25 protein-coding genes and 1 pseudogene are annotated in these 24215 nt (G+C 65.4%); 20 read left to right on the forward strand and 6 right to left on the reverse strand.

The window, feature by feature from the left end:
• Positions 1-80: 80 nt before the first annotated feature.
• The gene (locus H290_RS0103815) at positions 81-263 is read right to left on the reverse strand and encodes a hypothetical protein (protein ID WP_020105441.1); all 183 of its coding nucleotides are present in this window, start codon (positions 261-263) and stop codon (positions 81-83) included.
• 171 nt (positions 264-434) lie between these two features.
• Between H290_RS0103815 and typA the strand changes: the two genes are divergently transcribed.
• From typA to H290_RS27745, 6 genes and pseudogenes are all read left to right on the forward strand, one after another.
• Positions 435-2345, forward strand: coding sequence for a translational GTPase TypA (typA, locus tag H290_RS0103820; protein ID WP_020105442.1), 1911 nt, complete (start codon positions 435-437; stop codon positions 2343-2345).
• 110 nt (positions 2346-2455) lie between these two features.
• Entirely contained in the window at positions 2456-4363 is a 1908-nt protein-coding gene (locus tag H290_RS0103825; RefSeq protein ID WP_020105443.1) for an ABC transporter family substrate-binding protein, read from the forward strand.
• Positions 4364-4381: 18 nt separating this feature from the next.
• Positions 4382-5254 carry an N-acetyl-1-D-myo-inositol-2-amino-2-deoxy-alpha-D-glucopyranoside deacetylase gene (gene mshB, locus H290_RS0103830; RefSeq protein WP_020105444.1) on the forward strand — a complete coding sequence of 291 codons (873 nt, stop codon included), beginning with the start codon at positions 4382-4384 and terminating at the stop codon, positions 5252-5254.
• Positions 5254-5652 carry a hypothetical protein gene (locus H290_RS27740; RefSeq protein ID WP_020105445.1) on the forward strand — a complete coding sequence of 133 codons (399 nt, stop codon included), beginning with the start codon at positions 5254-5256 and terminating at the stop codon, positions 5650-5652. The genes mshB and H290_RS27740 overlap by 1 nt, the downstream gene beginning before the upstream one ends.
• Before the next feature lie 40 nt (positions 5653-5692).
• Positions 5693-7033: pseudogene (gene cofG, locus H290_RS0103840) on the forward strand (7,8-didemethyl-8-hydroxy-5-deazariboflavin synthase CofG); the annotation flags it as partial.
• Positions 7034-7062: 29 nt separating this feature from the next.
• The gene (locus tag H290_RS27745; protein WP_020105447.1) at positions 7063-7833 is read left to right on the forward strand and encodes a hypothetical protein; all 771 of its coding nucleotides are present in this window, start codon (positions 7063-7065) and stop codon (positions 7831-7833) included.
• Positions 7834-7853: 20 nt separating this feature from the next.
• Here H290_RS27745 and H290_RS0103850 read toward each other — a convergent pair whose 3' ends face one another.
• Both H290_RS0103850 and H290_RS0103855 read right to left on the reverse strand, forming a co-directional pair.
• Positions 7854-8243: a rhodanese-like domain-containing protein gene (locus H290_RS0103850; RefSeq protein WP_020105448.1), complete on the reverse strand. Its 390-nt coding sequence runs from the start codon at positions 8241-8243 to the stop codon at positions 7854-7856.
• Positions 8240-8782 carry a cysteine dioxygenase family protein gene (locus tag H290_RS0103855; RefSeq protein WP_020105449.1) on the reverse strand — a complete coding sequence of 181 codons (543 nt, stop codon included), beginning with the start codon at positions 8780-8782 and terminating at the stop codon, positions 8240-8242. The genes H290_RS0103850 and H290_RS0103855 overlap by 4 nt, the downstream gene beginning before the upstream one ends.
• A 358-nt stretch (positions 8783-9140) precedes the next feature.
• Here H290_RS0103855 and fdxA point away from each other — a divergent pair, with 358 nt between their 5' ends.
• A complete protein-coding gene (gene fdxA, locus H290_RS0103865) occupies positions 9141-9467 on the forward strand; it encodes a ferredoxin (protein ID WP_020105451.1) in 327 nt (108 codons plus the stop codon).
• 7 nt (positions 9468-9474) lie between these two features.
• On the forward strand, positions 9475-10593 hold the full coding sequence (gene dapC / locus H290_RS0103870) for a succinyldiaminopimelate transaminase (protein WP_020105452.1): 1119 nt from the start codon (positions 9475-9477) through the stop codon (positions 10591-10593).
• Between the two features lie 89 nt (positions 10594-10682).
• Here dapC and dapD read toward each other — a convergent pair whose 3' ends face one another.
• On the reverse strand, positions 10683-11633 hold the full coding sequence (dapD, locus tag H290_RS0103875; protein ID WP_020105453.1) for a 2,3,4,5-tetrahydropyridine-2,6-dicarboxylate N-succinyltransferase: 951 nt from the start codon (positions 11631-11633) through the stop codon (positions 10683-10685).
• A gap of 33 nt (positions 11634-11666) precedes the next feature.
• Positions 11667-12077: a VOC family protein gene (locus H290_RS0103880; protein ID WP_028462741.1), complete on the reverse strand. Its 411-nt coding sequence runs from the start codon at positions 12075-12077 to the stop codon at positions 11667-11669.
• Between the two features lie 95 nt (positions 12078-12172).
• On the opposite strand from H290_RS0103880, the gene dapE reads away from it, so the two are divergent.
• The 11 genes from dapE to H290_RS0103935 all read left to right on the forward strand — a co-directional run bounded on the left by dapE (position 12173) and on the right by H290_RS0103935 (position 21695).
• Positions 12173-13276 (forward strand): succinyl-diaminopimelate desuccinylase, encoded by a 1104-nt coding sequence (gene dapE / locus H290_RS0103885; RefSeq protein WP_028462742.1) that lies wholly within the window; start codon positions 12173-12175, stop codon positions 13274-13276.
• A gap of 57 nt (positions 13277-13333) precedes the next feature.
• Positions 13334-14092 (forward strand): TIGR00730 family Rossman fold protein, encoded by a 759-nt coding sequence (locus H290_RS0103890; protein WP_020105456.1) that lies wholly within the window; start codon positions 13334-13336, stop codon positions 14090-14092.
• Entirely contained in the window at positions 14089-14628 is a 540-nt protein-coding gene (locus H290_RS0103895) for a TIGR00730 family Rossman fold protein (RefSeq protein WP_028462743.1), read from the forward strand. The genes H290_RS0103890 and H290_RS0103895 overlap by 4 nt, the downstream gene beginning before the upstream one ends.
• A 156-nt stretch (positions 14629-14784) precedes the next feature.
• The gene (locus H290_RS0103900; RefSeq protein WP_231373510.1) at positions 14785-16503 is read left to right on the forward strand and encodes a long-chain-acyl-CoA synthetase; all 1719 of its coding nucleotides are present in this window, start codon (positions 14785-14787) and stop codon (positions 16501-16503) included.
• 109 nt (positions 16504-16612) lie between these two features.
• Positions 16613-17425 (forward strand): dihydropteroate synthase, encoded by an 813-nt coding sequence (folP, locus tag H290_RS0103905; protein ID WP_231373511.1) that lies wholly within the window; start codon positions 16613-16615, stop codon positions 17423-17425.
• Positions 17422-18438, forward strand: a complete 1017-nt coding sequence (locus H290_RS0103910; protein WP_020105460.1) for a glucosyl-3-phosphoglycerate synthase — start codon at positions 17422-17424, stop codon at positions 18436-18438. The genes folP and H290_RS0103910 overlap by 4 nt, the downstream gene beginning before the upstream one ends.
• 137 nt (positions 18439-18575) lie before the next feature.
• Positions 18576-19427, forward strand: coding sequence for an SDR family oxidoreductase (locus H290_RS0103915; protein WP_020105461.1), 852 nt, complete (start codon positions 18576-18578; stop codon positions 19425-19427).
• Complete coding sequence (locus H290_RS27750) at positions 19424-20191, forward strand: acetoacetate decarboxylase family protein (RefSeq protein WP_020105462.1); 768 nt, start codon at positions 19424-19426, stop codon at positions 20189-20191. The genes H290_RS0103915 and H290_RS27750 overlap by 4 nt, the downstream gene beginning before the upstream one ends.
• An 8-nt stretch (positions 20192-20199) precedes the next feature.
• Complete coding sequence (locus H290_RS0103925; RefSeq protein WP_036518124.1) at positions 20200-20520, forward strand: DivIVA domain-containing protein; 321 nt, start codon at positions 20200-20202, stop codon at positions 20518-20520.
• A 131-nt stretch (positions 20521-20651) separates the two neighbouring features.
• Positions 20652-20819: a DUF3117 domain-containing protein gene (locus tag H290_RS30535; protein ID WP_020105464.1), complete on the forward strand. Its 168-nt coding sequence runs from the start codon at positions 20652-20654 to the stop codon at positions 20817-20819.
• Between the two features lie 39 nt (positions 20820-20858).
• Positions 20859-21695 (forward strand): putative RNA methyltransferase, encoded by an 837-nt coding sequence (locus H290_RS0103935; RefSeq protein WP_020105465.1) that lies wholly within the window; start codon positions 20859-20861, stop codon positions 21693-21695.
• Here the strand turns inward: H290_RS0103935 and glgA are convergent.
• The gene (gene glgA / locus H290_RS0103940; protein ID WP_196809493.1) at positions 21668-22837 is read right to left on the reverse strand and encodes a glycogen synthase; all 1170 of its coding nucleotides are present in this window, start codon (positions 22835-22837) and stop codon (positions 21668-21670) included. The two genes, H290_RS0103935 and glgA, sit on opposite strands and share 28 nt — an antisense overlap.
• 156 nt (positions 22838-22993) lie before the next feature.
• Here glgA and glgC point away from each other — a divergent pair, with 156 nt between their 5' ends.
• Positions 22994-24211 carry a glucose-1-phosphate adenylyltransferase gene (gene glgC / locus H290_RS0103945; protein ID WP_020105467.1) on the forward strand — a complete coding sequence of 406 codons (1218 nt, stop codon included), beginning with the start codon at positions 22994-22996 and terminating at the stop codon, positions 24209-24211.
• The last annotated feature ends 4 nt before the right edge of the window (positions 24212-24215 follow it).

A 24215-nucleotide genomic window follows, 5' to 3' on the forward strand; every position in this document is an offset into this window, starting at 1 on the left:
CGGTCGAGGGACATTTGAGCACGCTCGGCGGTTCGTTCGGCACGCTCGACGGCGGTGGTGTGGTGGTGGTGAGGGGCGGGTCACGCGGCGCGGGCGCGCACCTTTTTGAGGGCTTTGGTGAGCTCTTTGTTCGACATCCCCTGCGCGGAGAATTTCTGCATCTTGTGGATGACGACGGGGCACCGGAGGCAACGGGTGGAACTGCGGCAGCACTTCTTCTTGGGCTTCATCTCGCAGATGTCCGCCACATTTTTCTTGCCCACGTACCCACCTTTCCAAGGACCGTCTTGATGAAAGTTAGGTTAGCAGCACCTTAATTGTGGGCTCGCGGGGCATTGTGATGCCGCTCTCATTGCGCAAGAGAGTACCCTTGACTGGTTTGAGCAACTAGCTCGACGGTATTGACATGCCCACTTCACGTCCGGAGAACTTCAGTGACTGCTGCCCCCAATTTCCGCAACGTTGCGATCGTTGCGCACGTCGACCACGGGAAAACAACCCTGGTTGATGCGATGCTGCGGCAATCGGGCGTCTTCGAGGAACGCGCCGAACTGGTCGACCGCGTCATGGACTCCGGCGATCTCGAGCGCGAGAAGGGCATCACCATTCTCGCGAAGAACACCGCGGTGCACCGTCGTCAGCCCGACGGCACCGAGGTCGTCATCAACGTGATCGACACCCCCGGCCACGCCGACTTCGGTGGTGAGGTCGAGCGCGGCCTGTCGATGGTCGACGGCGTTGTGCTGCTGGTCGACGCCTCGGAAGGTCCGCTGCCGCAGACGCGCTTCGTGCTGCGCAAGGCCCTGGCCGCCTCGCTGCCCGTGATCCTCGTGGTCAACAAGACCGACCGTCCCGACGCCCGCATCGCCGAGGTCGTCGAAGAGAGCCACGACCTGCTCCTCGACCTCGCCTCTGATGTCGACGACGAGGCCGCCGCCGCTGCCGAGCTCGCGCTCGATCTGCCGGTCCTCTATGCCTCGGGTCGCGCGGGTGTCGCCAGCACCGTCGCACCCGAAAACGGTCAGGTTCCCGATGCCGAGAACCTCGACGCCCTGTTCGACGTGCTGCTGTCGTACGTGCCCGCTCCCAAGGGTGATCTCGACGCGCCCCTGCAGGCGCACGTCACCAACCTCGACGCCTCGGCATTCCTCGGCCGCCTCGCGCTGGTCCGCCTGTACGCCGGCACCCTGAAGAAGGGTCAGACCGTGGCCTGGTTGCGGGAGGTCAACGGCGAGCCCGTCACCGAGCGCGCCAAGATCACCGAACTCCTGGTCACCGTCGGCGTTGCCCGGACCCCCGCCGAGGTCGCCGTCGCCGGCGACATCGTCGCCGTGGCCGGTATGCCGGACATCATGATCGGTGACACCCTCACCGACGTCGACCACCCTGTCGCACTGCCGCGGATCACCGTCGACGAGCCCGCCATCTCGGTGACGATCGGCACCAACACCTCGCCGCTGGTCGGTCGCGTGAAGGGCCACAAGCTCACCTCGCGCATGGTCAAGGACCGCCTTGACAGCGAACTGATCGGCAACGTCTCCCTGCGCGTCCTCGACATCGGTCGTCCGGACGCCTGGGAGGTCCAGGGTCGTGGCGAGCTGGCGCTGGCCATCCTCGTCGAGCAGATGCGTCGCGAAGGCTTCGAGCTGACCGTCGGCAAGCCGCAGGTTGTCACCAAGCAGGTCGACGGCAAGCTGCACGAGCCGTTCGAGCACCTCACCATCGACGTCCCCGAGGAGTACCTCGGTGCCGTCACGCAGCTGCTCGCTGCCCGCAAGGGCCGCATGGGCGACATGGCCAACCATGGCAGTGGCTGGGTCCGGATGGAGTTCATCGTTCCCTCGCGTGGCCTGATCGGTTTCCGCACCGACTTCCTCACCGAGACCCGCGGTACCGGTATCGCCAACGCCGTGTTCGACGGCTACGGCCCGTGGGCCGGCGAGATCCGTGCCCGCCACACCGGTTCGCTGGTCTCCGACCGCGCCGGATCGGTCACCCCGTTCGCGATGATCCAGCTCGCCGATCGCGGAACGTTCTTCGTCGAGCCGGGCGCCGACACCTACGAGGGCATGGTCGTGGGTATCAACCCGCGGATGGAAGACCTCGACATCAACGTCACCAAGGAGAAGAAGCTGACCAATATGCGTCAGTCCTCCGCCGACGTCATGGAGACCCTGGCCAAGCCCATCAAGCTCGAACTCGAAGCCGCGATGGAGTTCTGTACCGACGACGAGTGCGTCGAGGTCACCCCCGAGGTGGTCCGGGTGCGCAAGGTCAACCTCGACTCCAACACCCGTGCACGTGAGCGGTCTCGCACGAAGGCTCGTAACCAGAGCGTGAGCTGATTAGGTAGAAAGGACGCAATCGGCGGTCGAGTACCGACCGCCGATTGCTGATGTCGACCGGCGGACAGGGGAATCGGGTTTTGGGTAGACGACGGACCACCGCGACTGCGATGGCCGCGATCGCGCTGTCCTGCCTGCTGCTCTCGAGCGCATGCGTCGCCGATCCTCCGCCGCCGGTGCAGCAGACGAACTCGGTCCCGCCGGAGCCGACAGAACCGTCGGGCCGCGTGCTGTATGTCGCCACCGATTCGATCGGCAACGGGTTCAATCCGCACCTGGCCGCTGATCAGTCGGCGGTCACCACCGCGGTGGCGGCGATGACGTTGCCGAGTTCGTTTCGCCCGGTGAACGTCGACGGCCGGGTCGTGTGGCTGATGGACCAGGCGCTGCTGACCAGCGCCGAGGTCACCGGCACCGATCCATTCGCGGTCACCTACAAGATCCATGACGATGCGCAGTGGTCGGACGGATTGCCGATCACCGCCGAGGATTTCATCTACCTCTGGCAGCAGATGTCGCGGCAACCCAACGTGACCGCGCCCGCGGGCTATCGCATGATCACCGACGTACGCAGTTCCGCCGGCGGCAAGGAAGTGACGGCGACCTTCGCGGCGCCCTACCCGGCGTGGCGGGAACTGTTCGACGACCTGCTGCCCTCCCACGTCCTCAAAGGCGCCCCCGGCGGTTTCCAGTCCGGTATGGACAGCGGCTACCCGGCCTCCGGTGGCCCCTACACCATCAGCGGTATCGATCACAGCCGCGACGAGGTCCGGCTGATCCGCAATGACCGGTTCTGGCTCACGCCGGCCGGTGTCGACCGGATGACCCTGCGACGCGCAGGCACCACCAGCCAACTCGCGGATTCGATGCGCTCCGGTGACACGCGGGTCGTATCGGTCAGTGGCGGTGATGCACTCGGCGCGACGCTGGGCAGCATCGGTGGAGTCCTGACCGGCAAGGTCGCGCAGTCGCGGACCCTGGGTATCACGGTCAACACCCGTACGGAGTCGATGTCGAACATCGATCTGCGGCGTGCGGTGCTGGCAACCCTCGACACCAATCTCGTGACGTTCGCCGCTGCCGACGACACCGAGGTCCTCCCGGACAGCAACTCCGTCTACGCACCGTCCGATCCCGGCTATTACCCGGTGCTGCGGCCGGTCGTCACCCCCGAGCAGGTCGAAGGCTGGCTGGCGGCAGCGGGATATCAGCGTGGCCCGGTGACTCCGGCACTCGAACCGCCGACCGCGTCCGGGGAACCGAGCACCAGCGCCGCGCCGTCGACCCCGACGAGCACCACCGGTGAGACGTCAACGACCCCACCCAGCGACCTTCCGCCGCTTCCCGCCGGCACAGCGCCTGTCGAAAAAACGGATGGTGACGCCTTGGTTGTCCGGGTCGGATCGGTCAAGGGCGATCTTCGGACGGGCCCGGCGGCGGCCAACATCGTCGACCAGTTGAATCGTGCCGGGATCCGCGCCACGAATGTGGCCATGTCGACTGCCGAGTTGTACAGCTCGGCACTGACCGGACGACAGGTCGATCTGGTCGTCGGCTGGAGCCGGGCCGGGGAATCACCGGCCACAGTGCTCGCGTCGAACACCGAATGTCTGCGTACCGAAGAAGAGGCCGCCGCGTCGAGCTCTGTCCCGGACCCGTCTGCTTCAGCCACGGCGACCAGCGCAGCACCGGAACCGTCGGTCACCTCCTCGGAGGTTCCGTCGTCGGAGGCCGATTCGGCGGAGCGCAGCGAACCGCGGTACACCAGCAATGTCTCCGGCCTGTGCGACCCGGAACTACAGCAGATCGCGACCCGGGCCATCTCCGCGGAGGATCCGACCGAGGATCTGCGCACCGCGCAGCGCCTGCTCGATGATCGTTCGGTGTATCTGCCGGTGTATCAGGATGTCCTGACCACCGCCGTCTCTCCCTTGGTCACCGGCGTCCCGGTCACCGGGCCGGTGCAGACCGGCATCTACGGTGACTCCGCGGTCTGGCGCCAGCAGACCGGTAACTGAAAGCGAACCCGCAATCCCATGAATCGTCTGTTGCTCGTTCATGCCCATCCGGATGACGAGACCATCACCACCGGCGGCACCATCGCCAAGTACCTCGATGCCGGCGCCGAGGTCACCGTTGTCACCTGCACGCTGGGTGAGGAGGGCGAGGTGATCGGGGACCGGTGGAGTGGCCTGGTCGCTGACGGCGGCGGCGACCAATTGGGTGGCTACCGGATCATGGAATTGACCGACGCGCTGGCCGAGCTGAGTCCCGATCCATTTGCCCCCGTGGAACCAAGGTTCCTCGGTGGTGCCGGACGCTGGCGGGATTCGGGGATGTCGGGTGCGCCCTCGAACCATCACGAACGCGCATTCATCGCCGCCGGATCCGAGACCCCCGCCGCAGTCCTCGCGGATCTGATCCGCGAACTGCGACCGCAGGTCGTGGTCGGATACGACCCCGTGGGCAGCTATGGACATCCGGACCACATCCAGGTCCATGCCATCGCTCACGCGGCCATCGAACTCGCGGCCACCGGGGACGATGGATGGTCGGTGTCCAAGCTCTACTGGACCGTCACCGAAGAATCTGCGCTGGAGGCCGGTCTCGCCGAGGCGAGCGACCGGATCCCGAAGGGATGGCGGTTGCCGACGCCGGGCGAGCTGCCCAGCCATCCCGATGCCGAGATCACCACGGCGATCGACGTGCGTGAGGTCTACGATCGCAAGGTGCGGGCGCTGAGCGCACACGCAACGCAGGTGACCGTGTCCGCGTCGGGCACCGAATATGCGCTGTCCAACAACATCATCCAGCCGATATTTGCCGAGGAACACTTCATGCTGGTCGCCGGTGAGCAGGGACCGACCGACGGGTCCGGACGTGAAACCGACCTCTTCGGTGGCCTGTGATGATCGGATCTTGGATGCGCTGGGCGCTGCTGGGCCTGCTGTGGCTCGACGGCTTCCTGGTCGGCGTCATGGCCTTGGCATTTCTGCCGTTGCACATCGGGTCGGTGCCGTTCCCGATCAGCGCGGTGTTCGCGGCGATCGCCAACTACATCCTGCTGTGGTGCAGCGCCACCCTCACCGAAGGGTTCGCCCGCTTCGGTTCGTTGATCGCGTTCATGATCGCGTTCTTCGTTCTGGCCGTGGGTGGGCCCGGCGGCGACGTGGTGGTCCCGCAGGATCTGACCGTGTTCCTGCTCCTCGGCCTGGGACTCATATTGCCGGTGTTCGCGGCTTTTGCGGGCTGGCTGCCCGATGCGAAGGGTGACGCAAAGCCGGTGGTGGCGGGGTCGGGGGAATGATCTGCCACCCATGCAGCATTATCAGGGAGTGACCTCGCAGATCCCCGAAGCCCTCGGTACGTCATCGGATCCGACGCTGCTCCCTGATCCGGCGATGCCGCCGCGTTCCGGTGGTGTGGCGCAGATGCGCCCCACCAGCGATGCGATCAGGCAGGTACTGGCCCAGGTCGAGGAGGGCGCCGAACTCGATGTCGCCCGAGCCGCGACGCTGCTCGCCGCGCGCGGAGACGAACTCACCGAACTCTGCTCGATCGCGGCGGGGATTCGCGATGCCGGTTTGATCGCCGAAGGTCGCGAGCGGCAGATCAGCTACTCGCGCAAGGTGTTCATCCCCCTGACCCGGCTGTGCCGCGATCGGTGCCATTACTGCACGTTCGTGACCGTTCCGGGCAAGCTGGCCCGCGACGGCCACGGAATGTACCTGGAGATCGAGGAAGTCCTCGACATCGCTCGCAGCGGCGCCGAGATGGGATGCAAGGAGGCCTTGTTCACGCTCGGTGACCGTCCGGAGGAGCGGTGGCCCGAGGCGCGGCAATGGCTGACCGAGCGGGGATATTCCTCGACGCTGGACTACGTCCGGGCAGCCTCGATCCGGGTTCTCGAGGAGACGGGGTTGCTGCCTCACCTCAATCCAGGGGTGATGAGTGCCGACGAGATGGCCCGGCTCAAGCCGGTGGCGCCGTCGATGGGCATGATGCTCGAGACCACCGCGCGAAGGCTCTTCACCGACAAGGGCAGCGCCCACTACGGCAGCCCCGACAAGGACCCCGAGGTCCGCATGCAGGTCCTCATCGACGCGGGCCGGCTCTCGGTGCCGTTCACCACCGGAATCCTGGTGGGCATCGGTGAGGACCTCACCGAACGCGCCGACTCGCTGATCGAGCTGCACAAGGTGCAGAAGGCGTTCGGCAACATCCAGGAAGTGATCGTGCAGAACTTCCGGGCCAAACCCGATACCGCGATGCGCGGTGTCGCCGATGCCGAGTTCGACGAGTTCCTGGCAGCGGTGGCGGTGGCCAGGATCATCCTGGGTCCGCGGATGCGGATCCAGGCCCCTCCGAATCTGGTGTCGTCGGCCGAATGTGCCGCACTGGTCGGTGCCGGTGTGGACGACTGGGGTGGTGTGTCGCCGCTGACGCCCGACCATGTGAATCCCGAACGGCCTTGGCCGCATCTGGATTCGCTGGCCGCCATCACCGCCGAGACCGGGTACATCCTGACCGAACGTGTTGCGGCACAACCCCGATACGTTTTGGCCGGCTCCCCGTGGATCGACGAGCGGATCAGCGAACACGTGTGGGCGCTGGCCGATCCCGAGACCGGGCTGGCCGCGGACGTCATCCCCATCGGGCGTCCCTGGAGCGAAGCGGGCGAGGACTGGGAACCCGTCGACGCAGGTCTGCATACTGCATGAAGTTGCCTCTGCCGACCGCACAACCGCTCTCGGACACCGACGTTGCGCGTCTGCTCCACCGGTCGACCGGGGTGATCGGTTTGCTGCTCGCTGCGGCCGACAGTGACCTGTTCGGTGTAAAAAGCAGGACATTTCGGGGTGCGGATCAGCAGCCCGGCAGTGTTGACGATGCTGACAGGGCTGACGAGGCTCTCATCGCCAAGGTCATCGGCACCGTCGGCGATTCGTTCGTGTGGGCGGCCGACGCCGCCGGATTGCCCGGCACCGCGCGGTGGACCGGCTGGACGCCGGCACAGCGTCGTGACTGGTGGATCAATCGGGTCGGTGCCATCACGACCGTCGGCGTTGCGTACCCGGGTGTCTTCGGACCGCTGGTGAAGCGGCTGCCCGTCCAGACCGCGCTGGGATTCGGGAACCAGGCGATTCTGCTGTGTGCGGTCGCGCGCGCCTACGGCATCGACGACCGGTACCGGCAGACCGACCTGCTCGCCGAGGTCCTGTGCCGTCGGAAGATGAACTCGCGGGCGCTGCTCACGGGTGAGGCAGACGACCGCAGCGATAAGGAAAACGACGCCCGGGTGAAGGACCTGTGGTCCGGTATCGAGAAGTCGCGGGCGGCTCTCGGTGAGCTCGAGCGGCGGCCGTCATCGAAGCAGCCGTGGCGGCTGCTGACCGGGTTGCCGCTGGTCGGTGCGCTCGCCGGGTACATCGGCGAGAGCGACGCGCTGCGACGGGCATCGGATGCTGTTGTCCGCGAGATTGTTTGACGTCGTAGTCGGCAGCCGGATCAGCGTGAGGTGCCGCTGATGCCGGCGGCGATGAGTGCCTCGTAGCCGCCGATCACGTCGGTGGCGCGGTGCAGTCCGAGCAGTTGCAGCGACGCCGCCGCCAGGCTCGAGGTGTAGCCCTGCGAGCAGATCACCACCCACGGGACGTCGTGGTCGACAGCCTCGGGGATCCGTGCGTCGGAAGCCGGGTCGAGGCGCCATTCGAGGACGTTGCGTTCGATCACAAGTGCGCCGTCGAACTCGCCTTCCTGTGCGCGCTGCGCCGCCGGGCGGATGTCGACGACCAGTGCGCCGTCGGCGAGTGCGGTCGGGAGTTCCGGTGCGCTGATCCGATCGAGTCCGGCCCGGGCCTGCAGGAGAAGGTCGTCGATGGTGGTCACAGAACTCATGCTGCGCCACCGTCGGTGAGAACGGTCTTCGTCCGGCGAAGTGACTGTGTATCGGTCACCTCGTAGTACGACATCGCGCTCAGCGGCGGGGAGTAGGCGTGGACACTCAATGTGGGTTCGCTGGTGACCGGGGCGGCGGGGTTGCGGACCACGTCGTGCACCCAGCCGAGCGGGAACGAGGCCTGGTCGCCTTCGTCGAGGGTGCGGGCTCGCAGTTGGCTCCCGGTCCAGCGGTACTCGGTCAGGGCGCCGGAGAGGACGGTCAGCGCGCCCAGGGATCCGGCATGGTCGTGCAGGTCTGTCGACTCGTCCGGGGTCCAGCTGATCAGCCAGACATCGACGTCATCGTCGTAGTGCAGGCGGGTGGCCCACCGGTTCTCGCGGTCCCAGCGCTTCGGCAGCAGGTGGTCGTAGATGCCGTCGATCACGTCGGAGGCGCCCTGGTCTGTCAGCCGCAACAGGTCAGCGGGCCGCAGCCGGGTGGGAAGGTGGTGACTGTGCAATCCGGCCACAGACGGGCGGGACAAGGTAGAGGTCATGCGGGGAGGCTCCTAGGGAAGGTTCGAATGAGTTGAGGGTTGCGATCAGCAACAACACATTCGGTTCCACGGGAGATTTCGGCGCAAGGTCACGTCGACAACAGTGCCTTCCGGGCCGGTTCCGGTAAAGATTTACGCGCTCACTGATTTGAAACCCGCGTATGGCGGCGAAGTGTGCGCAATGCGCGGCCCGCCGCCTCGCGGACCACGGGTGGGGTCGGTTTTGACTTGACATCGGTGACCCGGATACTGGAAGGCGACAAGCGGGCAGCCGACGTCAACCTGATCGGATGGCATGCCCGCTTTTGAGCGCGTACAGCCCACGCGCTAGGAACTGAATTGATGAGGAGGGTTGTCGGTGACATACATCATCGCTGAGCCTTGCGTTGACCTCTTGGACAAGGCCTGCGTGGAGGAATGCCCGGTCGATTGCATCTACGAGGGTGAACGGATGCTCTACATCCAGCCCGACGAGTGCGTCGACTGTGGTGCCTGTGAACCGGTGTGCCCGGTCGAGGCGATCTTCTACGAAGACGATGTGCCCGACGAGTGGGAGCCGTACGTGAACGCCAACGTCGACTTCTTCGACGATCTGGGTTCGCCGGGTGGTGCCAGCAAACTGGGCAAGGTCGCGTACGACTCCCCGTTTGTGAAGGCTCTGCCTCCCATGAACACCGAGGAATGACGGTCGGATGACCTCGATGCGTCGTGGCCGGGCCCCTGTCTCGTCGCGGTTGCCGGAGTTTCCGTGGGACACGCTCGCCGATGCCAAAGAGCGTGCGGGTAAACATCCCGATGGCATCGTCGATCTCTCGGTGGGTACCCCGGTCGATCCGGTGGACCCGCTGATTCGCGATGCTCTCTACGCGGCCTCGGATTTCCCCGGATATCCGGTCACGATCGGCACCACCATGGTCCGGACCGCGGCCTGCGCGTCGCTGGAACGCCGACATGGGATCACCGGCCTCGACAACTCGATGATCTTGCCGGTGATCGGGACCAAAGAGGTCATCGCCGGTCTGCCCGCCACGCTCGGGATCGGTGCCGGCGATGACGTTGTCATTCCGGAGATCGCCTATCCGACCTACGAGGTCGGTGCGTTGCTGGCCGGGGCCCGGCCGGTTCGGGCCGATTCACTGACCCAGCTCGGGCCGACTTCACCCGCGCTCATCTACCTGAACTCGCCGTCCAACCCCACCGGCAAGGTGCTGCCCGTCGAGCATCTGCGCAAGGTGGTGCAGTGGGCGCGCGAGCGCGGCTCGATCGTCGTTTCCGACGAGTGCTACCTGGGTCTGGCCTGGGATGACGAGCCGGTGTCGATCCTCGATCCACGGGTCACAGACGGTGACTTCACCGGGTTGCTGGCCGTGCACTCGCTGTCGAAGACCTCGAACCTGGCGAGCTACCGGGCGGGATTCCTCGCCGGCGATCCGGCTCTGATCGGTGAACTGCTCGCGGTCCGCAAGCATGCGGGCCTGATCGTGCCGTTCCCGGTGCAGGGTGCGATGGCAGCGGCCCTGGACGACGACACCCACACCGCACAGCAGCGGGAGCGCTACCGGGCGAGGCGCGAGGTTCTCCGTGCGGGCCTACTCGGTGCCGGGTTGCGGATCGACGAATCGGCGGCCGGCCTGTACCTCTGGGCCACCCGCGACGAAGACAGTCGCGCCACCGTCGACTGGCTGGCCGATCGCGGCATCCTGGCGGCGCCGGGTGAGTTCTACGGTCCCCGCGGAAACCGCCATGTCCGGCTGGCCCTCACCGCCACCGACGAACGGATTGCCGCAGCAGCGCAGCGCCTTTCTGCCTGAATCCTGTTCAGCACCACCTGAATTTGCACCGCCCACCGGCAATTACCGGTGGGCGGTGCAAATTCGGATGGAGGACGAGGGACCCTCGCTCAGTTGGCGTGCAGGATGGCGTTGAGCTCGATGCCGTCGCCCTTCCACGGCACGACCTCGACCGCGCCGGTGGTGCTGTTGCGGCGGAACAGCAGGTTGCTCTGGCCGGACAGGTCGCGGGCCTTGATGACCGTTCCGTCCGGGCCGGTCACCTTGGTGCCCGCGGTGACGTAGAGGCCGGCCTCGATGACGCAGTCGTCGCCGAGGGCGATGCCCAGTCCGGAGTTGGCGCCGAGCAGGCAGCGCTTGCCCAGGGAGATGATTTCTTTGCCACCGCCGGACAGGGTGCCCATCGTGGAGGCGCCGCCGCCGACATCCGAGCCGTCGCCGACGATGACGCCGCCCGAGATGCGGCCTTCGATCATCGAGGCGCCGAGGGTACCGGCGTTGAAGTTCACAAATCCCTCGTGCATGACGGTGGTGCCTTCGGCGAGGTGGGCTCCGAGGCGGACGCGTCCGGCGTCGGCGATCCGAACCCCGCTCGGCACAACGTAATCGACCATGCGGGGGAACTTGTCGATGCCGTTGACGGTCACCTGACCGCGGGCCTTGAGCTTGGCACGGGTGAGCTCGAAACCTTCGACGGCGCACGGTCCGAAGTTGGTCCACACCACGTTCGACAGTTTGCCGAAGATGCCGTCCATGTTGAGGCCGCGCGGGATGACGAGCCGGTGGGAGAGAAGATGCAGACGCAGGTAGGCGTCGTGTGCGTCGGCGGGGGCGTCGGCCAGCACGATGGACGTGCGAACGGCGACGGTGCGAACACCGCGGTCGGCGTCGGTGCCGACCAGCGAGGTCAGTTCGGCCGGGGTCTCGTCGGCGGCGAGCTCGGTGGTCCCGGACGTGGCCGACTCACCCAGCTCGGGGGACGGGTACCAGGTGTCGAGCACAGCGCCCGAGTCGGTGATGGTGGCGATGCCGATTGCGGAGGCTCCAGATGCGTTGGTCACGCGGAGGAGTTTACGCGGGAGCGTTTCACCGGATCAGCCCAGCGCGGCGTAGAAGTCGACGCCATTGCCGTCCGGGTCCTTCACAGTTGCGTACCGCTGGCCCCAGAACGCGTCGAAGGGCTCGAGCTCTCCGACATGCCCGGCCGTGGTCAGCGCCGCATATCTGGCGTCGACCTCGGCTGTGGTCGCGCATTCGAAGGCCAGCGAAATGCGTTGGCTGCCGGACGGCGCCGACCAGGTCCGGCCGAACGAGGCGAGACTGTCGGCGGTATCGAAGAGGATCCGGAATCCGCCGGCAGCCGTGGTCTCGGCGTGCGGGGCGGTGTCGGCGTCGTCGGGGAAGTCCAGTCCGCAGGCGCGGTAGAACGCCAGCGATGCAGCCATGTCGTCGACGACGATGGAGATGGCGTTGAGTTTCGGTGTCGGGGAGTCGGAGGACGTCATGACCTCGACGCTATCGCTGCCGGGGCAGCCGGTCATCAACATTTCGGCCATCGGGGAGTCGTGCCCGCCATGGGTCGGCGACTACCGTGTTCACCGTGACCACCACCGCTTTGGACCTGCACGCCGACCCGATCGATCTGACGGCGGCGCTTGTCGACATCGCCAGCGAGAGCCACGACGAGGCGGTGATCGCCGATGCCGTGGAAGCGGCGCTGCGCGAGCAGACCACCGGCTTCGAGATCCTGCGCCACGGCAATTGCGTGCTGGCCCGCACCAGCCGCGGCCTGGGCCGCAGAGTGATCCTGGCCGGACATCTCGACACCGTCCCGATCGCCGACAACGTGCCGAGCCGGCGCGAGCGCGACAGCCCCGAAGGTGATGTGCTCCATGGCTGCGGCACCGTCGACATGAAGTCCGGTGACGCGGTCTTCCTGCATCTCGCGGCCACCCTCGACGAGCCGACCGCCGATCTCACCCTGATCTTCTACGACTGCGAGGAGATCGCGGCCCAGTACAACGGGCTGGGGTTCATCGAACGCGAACTACCCGACTGGCTGCAGGGCGACGTCGCGATTCTCGGTGAGCCGACCGCCGGCCAGATCGAGGCGGGCTGCCAGGGGACCCTGCGCGCGCGGCTGACGGCATCGGGCACGCGGTCGCATTCGGCGCGTTCGTGGCTGGGGGACAACGCAATCCACAAACTCGGTTCGGTGCTGCAGACGATGGCCGACTACAAACCGCGCTGGGTCGACATCGATGGCTGCGAATACCGCGAAGGCCTGTCCGCGGTCCGGATCGACGGCGGTGTGGCCGGGAACGTGGTGCCCGACGCGGCGAGCGTGGACGTCAACTTCCGCTTTGCCCCGGACCGTTCGGTGGAGCAGGCCACCGCGCATGTTCGGGAAGTGTTTTCTGCCGCAATCGATTCCGGATTGGTCACGTTCGAGATCACCGACGCGGCCGGCGGTGCATTGCCGGGATTGTCCAACCCGGCGGCGGCGCAACTGGTTGCCGCGGCCGGTGGCCGGTTTCGCGCCAAGTACGGGTGGACCGACGTCTCGCGATTCTCGTCGCTGGGTATCCCGGCGGTGAACCTCGGGCCCGGCGACCCGAACCTTGCCCACAAGCGCGACGAGCGGGTGCCCACCGCGCAGATCACCGAGGTGACGGACATCCTGCGGCGGTATCTGCTCGGCTGATGTGACAGTGACCTTGGCTGTCCGACGATTCGGATTGCACATTGCTAGCGTCTCCCTATGGCACAACCCGATCGCGATACCCGGCTCAACTACCGCGGCGCAGCTCGGATCCGCGAAGACCAGAGCGCACCCACCCAGACGACCGACCAGCGTTTGCTCAGGTCGGCGGATTCGGCCCGAGATCCGTGGCGAGTCCTTCGGATCCAGTCCGAGTTCGTCGAGGGGTTCGACAACATGTCGACGGTGCCGCCGGCCGTCACCGTGTTCGGGTCGGCCCGTATCGCGCGCGACACCCCGTACTACAACCTGGGCCGTGAACTCGGTGCCGCTCTGGCCGGGGCCGGGTATCCGGTGATCACCGGCGGCGGACCGGGTCTGATGGAGGCGGTGAACCGGGGGGCCTGCGAGAGCGGTGGACAGTCCATAGGTTTGGGCATCGAGCTCCCGTTCGAGCAGTCCCTGAACGAGTGGGTCGACCTCGGCATCAACTTCCGGTACTTCTTCGTCCGGAAGACGATGTTCGTGAAGTACGCGGAGGCCTTCATCTGCCTGCCGGGTGGGTTCGGCACCCTTGACGAGCTGTTCGAGGCACTCACGCTGGTGCAGACCCGCAAGGTGACCCAGTTCCCGATTGTGTTGCTGGGCACCGAGTTCTGGGGTCCGCTGCTCGACTGGATCAAGGGAACGCTGACCGAACAGGGCTTTGTGTCGCCGGCCGACGTCGACCTGCTCCAGGTGACCGACTCCGTCTCCGAAGCGGTCGAGATCGTCAAGGCGTCGCGGCAGCGGCAGTCAGAAGGGGAGGCCCGGGCATGAGCGCGATCTGTGTCTACTGCGCATCCGGACCAGTGGCCGACAACTACCTGGCGCTGGCCACCGAACTCGGGACCGCGCTCGGTGCCGGCGGGCACACGCTGGTCTCCGGCGGCGGCAACGTCTCGATGATGGGTGCGGTTGCCCACGCGACCCGTGCGGCCGGCGGCCATACCATCGGGATCATTCCAAAGGCGTTGGTGCAGAGGGAAGTAGCCGACCTCGATGCCGATGAGCTGGTGATCACCGACACGATGCGTCAGCGCAAGCAGCAGATGGAGGACAGGGCGGACGCCTTCATCACACTGCCCGGCGGTATCGGCACGCTGGAAGAGCTGTTCGAAACATGGACTGCCGGGTACTTGGGTATGCACCGCAAACCGGTGGTGCTCCTCGATCCCGACGGTCACTACACACCGCTGCTCGACTGGCTGCAGACGTTGACCGAATCAGGGTTTGTGTCGACGTCAGCGCTGGACCGGCTGGTGCGGACCACCACGGTCAGAGAGGCGCTCGCGCGTTGCGCGGTTTATCTGTGAATATCGGTAACCTTATTCGCCGGGGGGCCTTACCGTGATAGTCGAGTGAGCATCTCGACAGTCGGGCCCAGACACATCACGAGCATCGGAGCTTAAGTGGCCAGTGAAAACCGGACGAATGTTGGACTGATCGACGTCGCCAAGGGAGCTTTGGCGATGGTCCCCGATCTTCCGGGGGTCATCCGGCACGCACCAGGACTGGTACTGCGACGTCCTAAGGCGAAAGACACCATCGGCTCGGTCTTCAACGATCTGGTCGCCAAGCATCCGGAACGTCCCTTCATCCGGTTCGAGGGCAATTCGATCACCTACGGTGAGGCCAATCGGAAGATCAATCGCTATGCCGACCACTTCACCCGCAACGGTGTCGGTGTCGGTGACGTCGTCGGAGTCCTGGCCAAGAATCATCCGCAGACGCTGCTGGTGATGCTGGCGACGGTAAAACTCGGTGCGATCGCCGGGATGCTCAATTACAACCAGCGCGGACACGTGTTGTCCCACAGCCTCGGCATCCTGGATGCGAAGGTGCTGGTGGTCGACCCCGAGGTGAAAGACGCTCTGGATTCGATCGACAAGTCGCAACTGCCATCCCTGACAGTCGACTTCACCGAACTCGATGAGCAGGCGCAGGGATTGAGCGAGCGCAATCCCGAGGTCACCGCCGACCTTCCGTCGTCGACGAAGGCCTTCTACATCTTCACGTCCGGCACCACCGGGCTTCCGAAGGCCAGCATCATGTCGCACTACCGCTGGATGACGAGCATGGACGGTATCGGCGGCATGGGTGTGCGGCTCCGGCACACCGACACCATGTACTCGGTGCTACCGCTCTATCACAACAATGCGCTGACGGTCTCGCTGTCATCGGTGCTGGCGTCGGGTGCCTGCCTGGCCATCGGCAAGTCGTTTTCGGCCTCCCGGTTCTGGGACGATGTCGAACTCAACCGGGCCACCGCGTTCTGCTACATCGGCGAGTTGTGCCGGTACCTGTTGGCCCAGCCCGAAAAATCATCCGATGCCACCAACGGGATCAAGACCATTGTCGGCAACGGGATGCGCGCGGAGATCTGGGACGACTTCGCCGGCCGGTTCAAGATCGAGCGGGTGGTCGAGTTCTACGGTGCATCGGAACTGAACCTGGCCTTCATCAATGTTTTCAACATCGACCGCACGGCCGGCTTCTGCCCACTGCCGTTCAAGATTGTGCAGTACGACCAGGAATCCGGTGAACCCAAGCGTGATTCGCAGGGAAAGCTGACAAAGGTCTCCAAAGGTGAAGCAGGCCTTCTGATCTCCGAGATCTCCGCCAAGGTCCCCTTCGACGGCTATACCGATGACGACGCGTCGACCAAGAAGATCATCACCGACGCGTTCAAGTCCGGCGATCGCTGGTTCAATTCCGGCGACCTCGTCCGCAATCTCGGGATGGGTCACATCGCATTCGTCGATCGTCTCGGAGACACCTTCCGCTGGAAAGGCGAGAACGTGGCCACCACCGAGGTCGAGGGCGCGCTGGATGATGTCGAGGAGATCGACGGAGTCGTGGTCTACGGCGTCGAGGTCCGCGGCGCCGACGGCAAGGCGGGGATGGCCGCCATCACCCTCCGCGAAGGCGCGGAGTTCGACCCCAAGGCGTTGGCGGATCACCTGTACGGGGAACTGCCGGCCTATGCCATCCCGCTGTTCGTCCGGGTGGTGCCCGAGCTCGAACAGACCTCGACCTTCAAGAACCGGAAAGTTGAGCTCCGCGAGGAGGGGTTCTCCGACGTCGGCGACGACGATCTCTATGTTTTGACCGGTCGCGGCGACGGGTACGTCAAGTTCTACGATGACTACCCAGATGATGTCGCAGGAGCGAAAGTACCCAGAGGCTAGCGCGCGTCCCGATGGCACCGGGGCGGGTTCCGACGCGCCCGGGGTTGTCGGGACCGAGGTCTCCGACACGTTGTGCGGGCGTCCGGTTGCCACGGATCGGGCCTTGGTGATGGCCATCGTCAACCGCACGCCGGACTCGTTCTACGACCGCGGAGCGAGCTTCTCCGACGATGCGGCGAAGTCGCGGGTCGATCAGGTGGTCGCCGAAGGCGCCGACATCGTCGATGTCGGGGGCGTGAAGGCGGGCCCGGGTGACCTCGTCGACGCAGCCGAAGAGATTCGGCGGGTGTTGCCGATGATCGCCTGGATCCGCGATCGCCACCCCGGCCTGATCGTCAGCGTCGACACCTGGCGGGCCGACGTCGCGCGCGAGGCCGTTGCCGCGGGCGCAGACCTCATCAACGACACCTGGGCGGGTGCCGACCCGGACCTGGTGTCGGTGGCGGCGGAACTGTCGGTGGGCATCGTCTGCTCGCACACCGGTGGAGCCGTCCCGCGCACCCGGCCGCACCGTGTCCGGTACCCGGATGTGGTCGCCGATGTCCTCGCCGAGGTGACCGGTGCGGCAGATCGAGCCCTCGCGGCGGGGGTGCGACGCGATTCGATTGTCATCGATCCGACCCATGATTTCGGAAAAAATACCCATCACGGGCTCGCTTTGTTACGTCAGGTAAACGTTCTGGTTAATACCGGTTGGCCAGTGCTGATGGCGCTCAGTAACAAGGATTTTGTAGGGGAGACTCTGGGTGTAGGCCTGGAAGATCGGTTGGAGGGGACTCTGGCCGCGACGGCACTTGCCGCCTCCGCGGGGGCTCGGGTGTTTCGCGTACACGAGGTAGCCGCCACTCGAAGGGTGGTCGACATGGTGGCCGCGATAGTGGGCACCAGGCCACCTGCCCGAACAGTAAGGGGTTTGGCATGACCGCTGGGAAGCAAGTCACCGGAAAGACCGAACGTGTGTGGGCGCCGATCGCATCGGCACCGCAGGACTCACCTTCGGCCCGCTGGGCCGCCGACCACAGTTGGGACCGTCCTGACTGGACCGTCGAGGAACTTGTCGCGGCCAAGAACGGCCGGACCGTGTCGGTTGTCCTGCCGGCATTGAATGAAGAGGACACCGTCGCAGATGTGATCGCCTCGATCCGTCCGTTGCTCGGCACCCTCGTCGACGAGCTGATCGTCCTGGACTCGGGTTCGACCGATGCCACCGCCGAGCGGGCGACCGCGGCCGGCGCGCGGGTGGTCAGCCGGGAAGAGGCGGTCCCCGAGATCGAGCCGGTCCGTGGCAAAGGCGAAGTGCTCTGGCGCTCGCTGGCCGCGACCACGGGTGATCTGATCGCCTTCGTCGACTCCGATCTGATCGATCCCGATCCGATGTTCGTCCCCAAGCTTCTCGGGCCTCTCCTCATCAACACCGAGATCCAGCTCGTGAAGGGTTTCTACCGCCGTCCGCTGCGCACCGGACACGTCGAGGACGCCAACGGTGGCGGCCGGGTCACCGAGCTCGTCGCCCGTCCGCTCCTGGCCTCGTTCAAGCCGGAACTGACCGCAGTGCTGCAGCCGCTGGGCGGCGAGTACGCCGGTACCCGCGAGTTGCTGTGCGCGGTACCGTTCGCACCGGGTTACGGCGTGGAGATCGGCCTGCTGGTCGACACCTACGACCGGTACGGCATGGCGGGCATCGGCCAGGTGAACCTCGGCGTTCGTACACACCGCAACCGGCCGCTGGTCGAGCTCGGTGTGATGAGCCGCCAGATAGTCGGGACGCTGATGGGCCGCTGCGGGATCGTCGATTCCGGTGTCGGGCTCACCCAGTTCAAGATCCAGCCCGACGGCACATTCAGCCCGAAGACCACCGAGGTCTATCTGACCGACCGGCCGGCGATGAACACGCTGCGTCCGCAGGTGCCCGTACGCGGTCGCCGAGCCTCATAGCGCCGCCCTCCAAACGAGCCAGATATACGAAGACGAGCCACAAATACGCGGCTCGTCTTCGTGTATCTGGCTCATTTGCGGCTCGGGCCAGCTACCGTGGCTAGAACACGTTCTAGTTCTATGGGGAGAGTTGGTCGATGGCGGATTCGATGGCGGGTAAGTCAGTTCTGGTCACCGGTGGTGGCAGTGGGATCGGGGAGGGCATCGCCACACTGCTGTGTGAGCGGGGCGCGCAGGTCACGATCGTCGGCCGCGGCGCCGAGCGCCTGGAGGGGGTTGCCGCCAAGCTCAATGCCGGCACCGGACGCGGTGCCGTGTTCGCTCACGCCGCCGACATCACGGTCGAGGATCAGGTGGCCGCAGCGGTCGCCGCGGCCACCGCACACACCGGGCGACTCGACGGAATCGTCGCCTGCGCAGGCGGCAGTGAGACCATCGGACCGATCACCCAGATGGACACGGAAGCCTGGAAACGCACTGTCGATCTCAATCTCAACGGCACGATGTTCACGATCAAACACGGTGCGCGCGAACTGGTTCGGGGTGGCGGCGGTTCCATCGTCGCGATCTCGTCGATCGCCGCGAGCAACACGCACCGATGGTTCGGTGCCTATGGGGTCACGAAGTCCGGGGTCGATCACCTGGTGGCGCTGGCGGCAGACGAATTGGGCGCGAGCAATGTTCGCGTCAACGGCATCCGGCCGGGTTTGACGCGAACCGAACTCGTCGGGCTCGTCACCCAGGATCCGGCGCTCAGTGAGGACTACCGGATCAGCACGCCACTGCAGCGGGTCGGCGAGGTCGAGGACATCGCGGGGCTGGCCCTGTTTCTGCTCGGCGCGGAGTCGACGTGGATCACCGGACAGGTGATCAACGTCGACGGTGGCCAGATGCTGCGTCGTGGGCCCGATTTCAGCTCGATGCTCGAACCACTATTCGGCGCCGAGGGATTACGTGGTGTGGTCGCTGCCGACGGAGCAGCGTCATGACCGCGTACGAGGTTCTCGGCACCGAGGTGCAGATGCCGGTCCGGATCAGGCACGCGAGTTGCTTTGTGGCCGGGTACACCGCGTCTGCCCCTGCGGCACAGGCGATGATCGCCGACACCGGACTACGGGTGATGCAGGTCAGGCCGGGCCGCACCATGTGCATGCTGGTGTTCGTCGACTATGTCGATGGAGATCTCGGACCCTACAACGAGTTTGGGGTGTGCCTGCTGCTCGAAGATCCCGACACGCCCGGGAAGGCGACGATTTCGGGAAATCTCCGGACGCTCGCGACCGGTCAGGCCCGTGCCCTGGTGCATCGACTACCGGTCGATGGTGACTTCACGCTTGCTGCCGGACGCGGGATCTGGGGTTTTCCGAAAACGTTGGCGGACTTCGACGTCGACCATGCGTCCGCCACGAAGCGAGGTGTGGTCAGTGAAGCGGGCAAATTGATTGTCGCGCTCACGGTTCGGCCCGGGATCAAGGTTCCGGATTCCGATGCGACGGCGGTGCTTCGGGCGTATTCGTATCTGGACGGTGTGACGCGCGAGACCCCGTGGGTGCTCAACCGGACCGGCGATACCCGGACCCGATTGGGAGGGGCGAGCATGCAGCTCGGATCACATCCGATCGCCGACGAGCTGCGTCGGCTGCGGCTGAGTCGACATGCGCTGATGACATCGTCGGTGGGCCATATCGAAATGACCTTCGAGGAGGCCCAGGAGCGGAGCAGCCCGCAGACCATCGCTGATGACCTGGAATAGTGGATGAGGTGCTGACCCTTCTGCTGTACCTGCTGATCATGGTCGCGGTGATCGGTGTGGTGTTCGCCGTCGTCTGGCTGGTCTTCGGCCGGTCGGAGGATCTTCCCCCACTGGAACGCGGAACCACACTCACGCGCCTGCCGCGAGCCGGAATCACCGGCGAAGACGTGCGGTCGTTACGCTTTGTCCAGGTGACCCGCGGCTACAAAACCGGCGAGGTCGACTGGGCGCTGGAGAAACTCGCGCGCGAGATCGACGAACTCCGGATCGCACTGCACGATCTTCAAGCTCGTGAAGACGCCGAAAGCCCTGCGCAACGGGGAGAATAACCGCTCTGCGATCCGTAGTATGGATCGAGACCACGCAGCACCGAAACGTGCGGTGTCAGCATTTGTTGGCATCGACCTAATAAGATCAGACTTCGACGCCGACTGCGGCAGCGAATCTGAAGGGAGCAGAAATGGCGGCGATGAAGCCACGGACCGGGGACGGTCCCCTTGAAGCAACCAAGGAGGGGCGAGGAATCGTTGTTCGCATCCCCATCGAGGGCGGTGGCCGACTGGTTGTCGAGCTGACCTCGGACGAGGCGGCGGCTTTGGGTGAAGAATTGCGCGCGGTGGTCGCCTGACCAGCGCGCCGTAGGGCAACTGAGGGAGACGGTCGACTCGTGTTGTCCACAGTGGTCGATCTGTTGAGTTGCCCGGTGTGTCGAGCATCGCTCGAATTGGCCGACCGCACACTGTGGTGCCCGGCCGGTCACAGCTTCGACCTCGCTCGACAGGGTTACGTCACCCTGTTGGGTGGGGCCGGCAGCAACTTTCGTTCAGACACCGCCGACATGCTTGCCGCGCGAACCCGTTTCCTCGACAGCGGATTCTTCGATCCGATCCTGTCGGCCGTCTCGCGGCAATGTCCTCCGGCAGCAACGATTCTCGATGTCGGCGCCGGAACCGGGCACTACCTTGCCGCCGCAGTCGATGCCTGTGGCGGTCGCGGTGTGGGACTTGATCTTTCCAAGACGGCTGCCCGCCAGGTGAGCCGACTGTCTGATTCCATCGGTGCGGTCGTGGCCGATGGCTGGCAACCGTTCCCGATCGCCGATGAGGTGATCGATGTTGCTCTGTCGATCTTTTCGCCCCGGAACGTCTCCGAATTCGCGCGTGTTCTCCGCCCTGGCGGGACGCTGGTCGTGGTGTCTCCGACCCCTCGCCATCTGGGCGAACTGGTGGCACAGGTCGGAATGATCGGTGTCGACAAGGACAAAACCGAACGCATCGGCAACAGCATGACCGGCCATTTCGTCCGCACCGAACGCACACTGGTCGAGTACCAGATCGACCTCGGGCACAGCGACATCGCGGACGTGGTGCTGATGGGCCCGTCGGCCTTTCACCTCACCAAGGCGCAGGTGGATGCGAAGCTGGCCGCGTTGCCCGATCCGATGACGGTCACCGCGTCGGTGACCGTCGGGGCGTATCAGACCGGCTTGCAGACGGATTCGTAGATCCGCAGAGTCTGCTCCGCGATGGAATCCCAGGAGAAGTCGGCGATGGCCCGCGCGCGTCCCGCCTCACCCATCGACCCCGCCAGTTCGGGGTCGGCGACCACCCGGTTCACCGCATTCGCGAGATCGTGTTCGAAGTCGCGGCCCTTGTCCGCGTCGTAATGCACCAGGAGTCCGGTGATCTCGTCACGCACCACTTCGGGAATGCCGCCCACGTCGGACGCGACGACGGCTGTCCCGCAGGCCATTGCCTCGAGATTCACGATGCCGAGGGGCTCGTAGATTGACGGGCAAATGAAAACTGTTGCTGCGGAGAGTATTTCGCGAATCTTGTCGGTGGGAAGCATTTCGCGGACCCAGAACACACCAGACCTGGATTCGGAGAGTTGTTCCACGGCCGCGGCGATCTCGGCGCCGATCTCGGGGGTGTCGGGGGCGCCGGCGCACAGGACGAGCTGGAGATCGGGATCCATGTGGTGCGCCGCGTCGATCAGATGCCGGACGCCCTTCTGCCGGGTGATCCGGCCGACGAACGCGGCAACCGGCCGATTCGGGTCTACCCCGAGGGCAGTCAGGGCGGTGTCCGACTCTGCGCGATCCACCGGATGCCACGTCTGGGTGTCGATGCCGTTGCGGACCACGTGCACCTTTTCCGGATCAAGACGGGGATAGGCGTCGCAGACATCGATGCGCATGCCTGAACTCACCGCGATGACCGCGTCGGCGTACTCGATGGCGTTCTTCTCGGCCCAACTCGAGACCCGATAGCCGCCCCCGAGTTGTTCGGCTTTCCACGGCCGTCGCGGTTCCAGTGAATGTGCCGTCAGCACATGGGGTATGCCATGGAGCTGCGCGGCGAGATGCCCGGCCAGGCCGGTGTACCAGGTGTGGGAGTGCGCGACCTGGGCACCTTCGGCGGCAACTGCCATCCGCAGATCCGACGACAGCGTGGTGATCGCCGGATTGGCCCCGACCAGCGCCGGATCGATGCCGTGCACTTCGGCGCCGTCGCGTTCGGCGCCCATGCAATGAACATCGACGGTGGCCAATGAGCGCAGGTGCCGTACCAGTTCGGTGACGTGGACCCCGGCCCCGCCGTAGACCTCAGGCGGATATTCCCTGGTCATCATTGCCACGCGCATGACCTTGACGCTAGTCGGCTCAGTGGTCGCACGCCAACGCTGGGAGAAAAGTTCACAGGTCTGGGGCCGAGAGTTTATTCGGGCGGGGGCAAGCGATTTCGAAAGATGTCCGCCTGTCTCTGGCCGCGAACTCTGTCGGCGGGATAGGTTGGGGGGGTGATTTCACAGCGCCACGTCCTTGGGATCGTCCTTGCCGGCGGCGAGGGCAAACGACTCTTTCCCCTGACGATGGACCGCGCCAAACCGGCTGTCCCCTTCGGGGGCGGATACCGCCTCATCGATTTCGTTCTCAGCAACCTGGTCAATGCCGGGTATTCACGTCTATGTGTGCTCACCCAGTACAAGTCACATTCACTCGACCGCCACATCTCGCAGACGTGGCGGCCGTCCGGATTCAACGGTGAATACATCACGCCGGTGCCGGCGCAGCAGCGACTCGGACCGCGGTGGTACACCGGCAGCGCCGACGCGATCTTCCAGTCGCTGAACCTGGTCTACGACGAACAACCCGACTACATCGTGGTCTTCGGTGCCGATCACGTGTACCGGATGGATCCGGAGCAGATGGTGGAGGCGCACATCGCCTCCGGTGCCGAGTGCACGGTTGCCGGTATTCGCGTTCCGCGTGATGAGGCGACCGCGTTCGGTTGCATCGATTCCGACGACAGCGGCAAGATCACGCGGTTTCTCGAGAAGCCCGCGAATCCGCCCGGAACCCCTGACGATCCCGACGCCACCTTCGCGTCGATGGGCAACTACGTGTTCACGGCGGCCGCACTTGTCGAGGCCATCAAACTCGACGCCGACAACAGCGACTCCGACCACGACATGGGCGGCGACATCATCCCGGCGTTCGTCGAGCGGGGTGAGGCGTTCGTCTACGACTTCAAGGACAACCAGGTGCCCGGCGCCACCGACCGCGACCGCGGGTACTGGCGCGACGTCGGCACGCTCGACGCCTTCTACGACGCGCACATGGATCTGGTCTCGGTGCACCCGATCTTCAACCTGTACAACCGGCGCTGGGCGATCCACGGGTCCTCCGACTACCTGGTGGCACCGGCGAAGTTCGTCCAAGGCGGACTGGCACAGGAGTCGATGGTCGGGTCGGGCAGCATCATCTCCGCCGCCACAGTCCGCAACTCGGTGCTCAGTTCCAACGTCATCATCGAGGACGGTGCGACCGTCGAAGGCAGTGTCCTGATGCCGGGCGTCCGGATCGGTAAGGGTGCCGTGGTCCGAAAAGCCATCCTGGACAAGAACGTTGTGATCTCCGACGGCGAGATCGTCGGCGTCGACGAACAACGCGACCGCGAACGTTTTGCATTCAGCGCCGGTGGCGTGGTGGCGATCGGTAAGGGCATTCGGGTCTGACCGG

The sequence above is a fragment of the Nocardia sp. 348MFTsu5.1 genome (genome assembly GCF_000383535.1).
Classification (GTDB): domain Bacteria; phylum Actinomycetota; class Actinomycetes; order Mycobacteriales; family Mycobacteriaceae; genus Williamsia; species Williamsia faeni.

What these genes read in the sequence shown, in the direction of transcription:
- dapC (WP_020105452.1), top strand. Translation starts at nt 9,475, where the DNA reads ATGACCTCGATGCGTCGTGGCCGGGCCCCTGTCTCGTCGCGGTTGCCG.
- H290_RS0103915 (WP_020105461.1), top strand. Translation starts at nt 18,576, where the DNA reads ATGGCGGATTCGATGGCGGGTAAGTCAGTTCTGGTCACCGGTGGTGGC.
- H290_RS0103850 (WP_020105448.1), bottom strand. Translation starts at nt 8,243, where the DNA reads ATGAGTTCTGTGACCACCATCGACGACCTTCTCCTGCAGGCCCGGGCC.
- glgA (WP_196809493.1), bottom strand. Translation starts at nt 22,837, where the DNA reads ATGCGCGTGGCAATGATGACCAGGGAATATCCGCCTGAGGTCTACGGC.
- H290_RS30535 (WP_020105464.1), top strand. Translation starts at nt 20,652, where the DNA reads ATGGCGGCGATGAAGCCACGGACCGGGGACGGTCCCCTTGAAGCAACC.
- H290_RS0103910 (WP_020105460.1), top strand. Translation starts at nt 17,422, where the DNA reads ATGACCGCTGGGAAGCAAGTCACCGGAAAGACCGAACGTGTGTGGGCG.
- mshB (WP_020105444.1), top strand. Translation starts at nt 4,382, where the DNA reads ATGAATCGTCTGTTGCTCGTTCATGCCCATCCGGATGACGAGACCATC.
- H290_RS0103855 (WP_020105449.1), bottom strand. Translation starts at nt 8,782, where the DNA reads ATGACCTCTACCTTGTCCCGCCCGTCTGTGGCCGGATTGCACAGTCAC.
- H290_RS0103890 (WP_020105456.1), top strand. Translation starts at nt 13,334, where the DNA reads ATGGCACAACCCGATCGCGATACCCGGCTCAACTACCGCGGCGCAGCT.
- H290_RS0103895 (WP_028462743.1), top strand. Translation starts at nt 14,089, where the DNA reads ATGAGCGCGATCTGTGTCTACTGCGCATCCGGACCAGTGGCCGACAAC.
- H290_RS27750 (WP_020105462.1), top strand. Translation starts at nt 19,424, where the DNA reads ATGACCGCGTACGAGGTTCTCGGCACCGAGGTGCAGATGCCGGTCCGG.
- folP (WP_231373511.1), top strand. Translation starts at nt 16,613, where the DNA reads ATGGCCATCGTCAACCGCACGCCGGACTCGTTCTACGACCGCGGAGCG.
- H290_RS27745 (WP_020105447.1), top strand. Translation starts at nt 7,063, where the DNA reads ATGAAGTTGCCTCTGCCGACCGCACAACCGCTCTCGGACACCGACGTT.
- H290_RS27740 (WP_020105445.1), top strand. Translation starts at nt 5,254, where the DNA reads ATGATCGGATCTTGGATGCGCTGGGCGCTGCTGGGCCTGCTGTGGCTC.
- H290_RS0103825 (WP_020105443.1), top strand. Translation starts at nt 2,456, where the DNA reads ATGGCCGCGATCGCGCTGTCCTGCCTGCTGCTCTCGAGCGCATGCGTC.
- H290_RS0103900 (WP_231373510.1), top strand. Translation starts at nt 14,785, where the DNA reads ATGGTCCCCGATCTTCCGGGGGTCATCCGGCACGCACCAGGACTGGTA.
- H290_RS0103880 (WP_028462741.1), bottom strand. Translation starts at nt 12,077, where the DNA reads ATGACGTCCTCCGACTCCCCGACACCGAAACTCAACGCCATCTCCATC.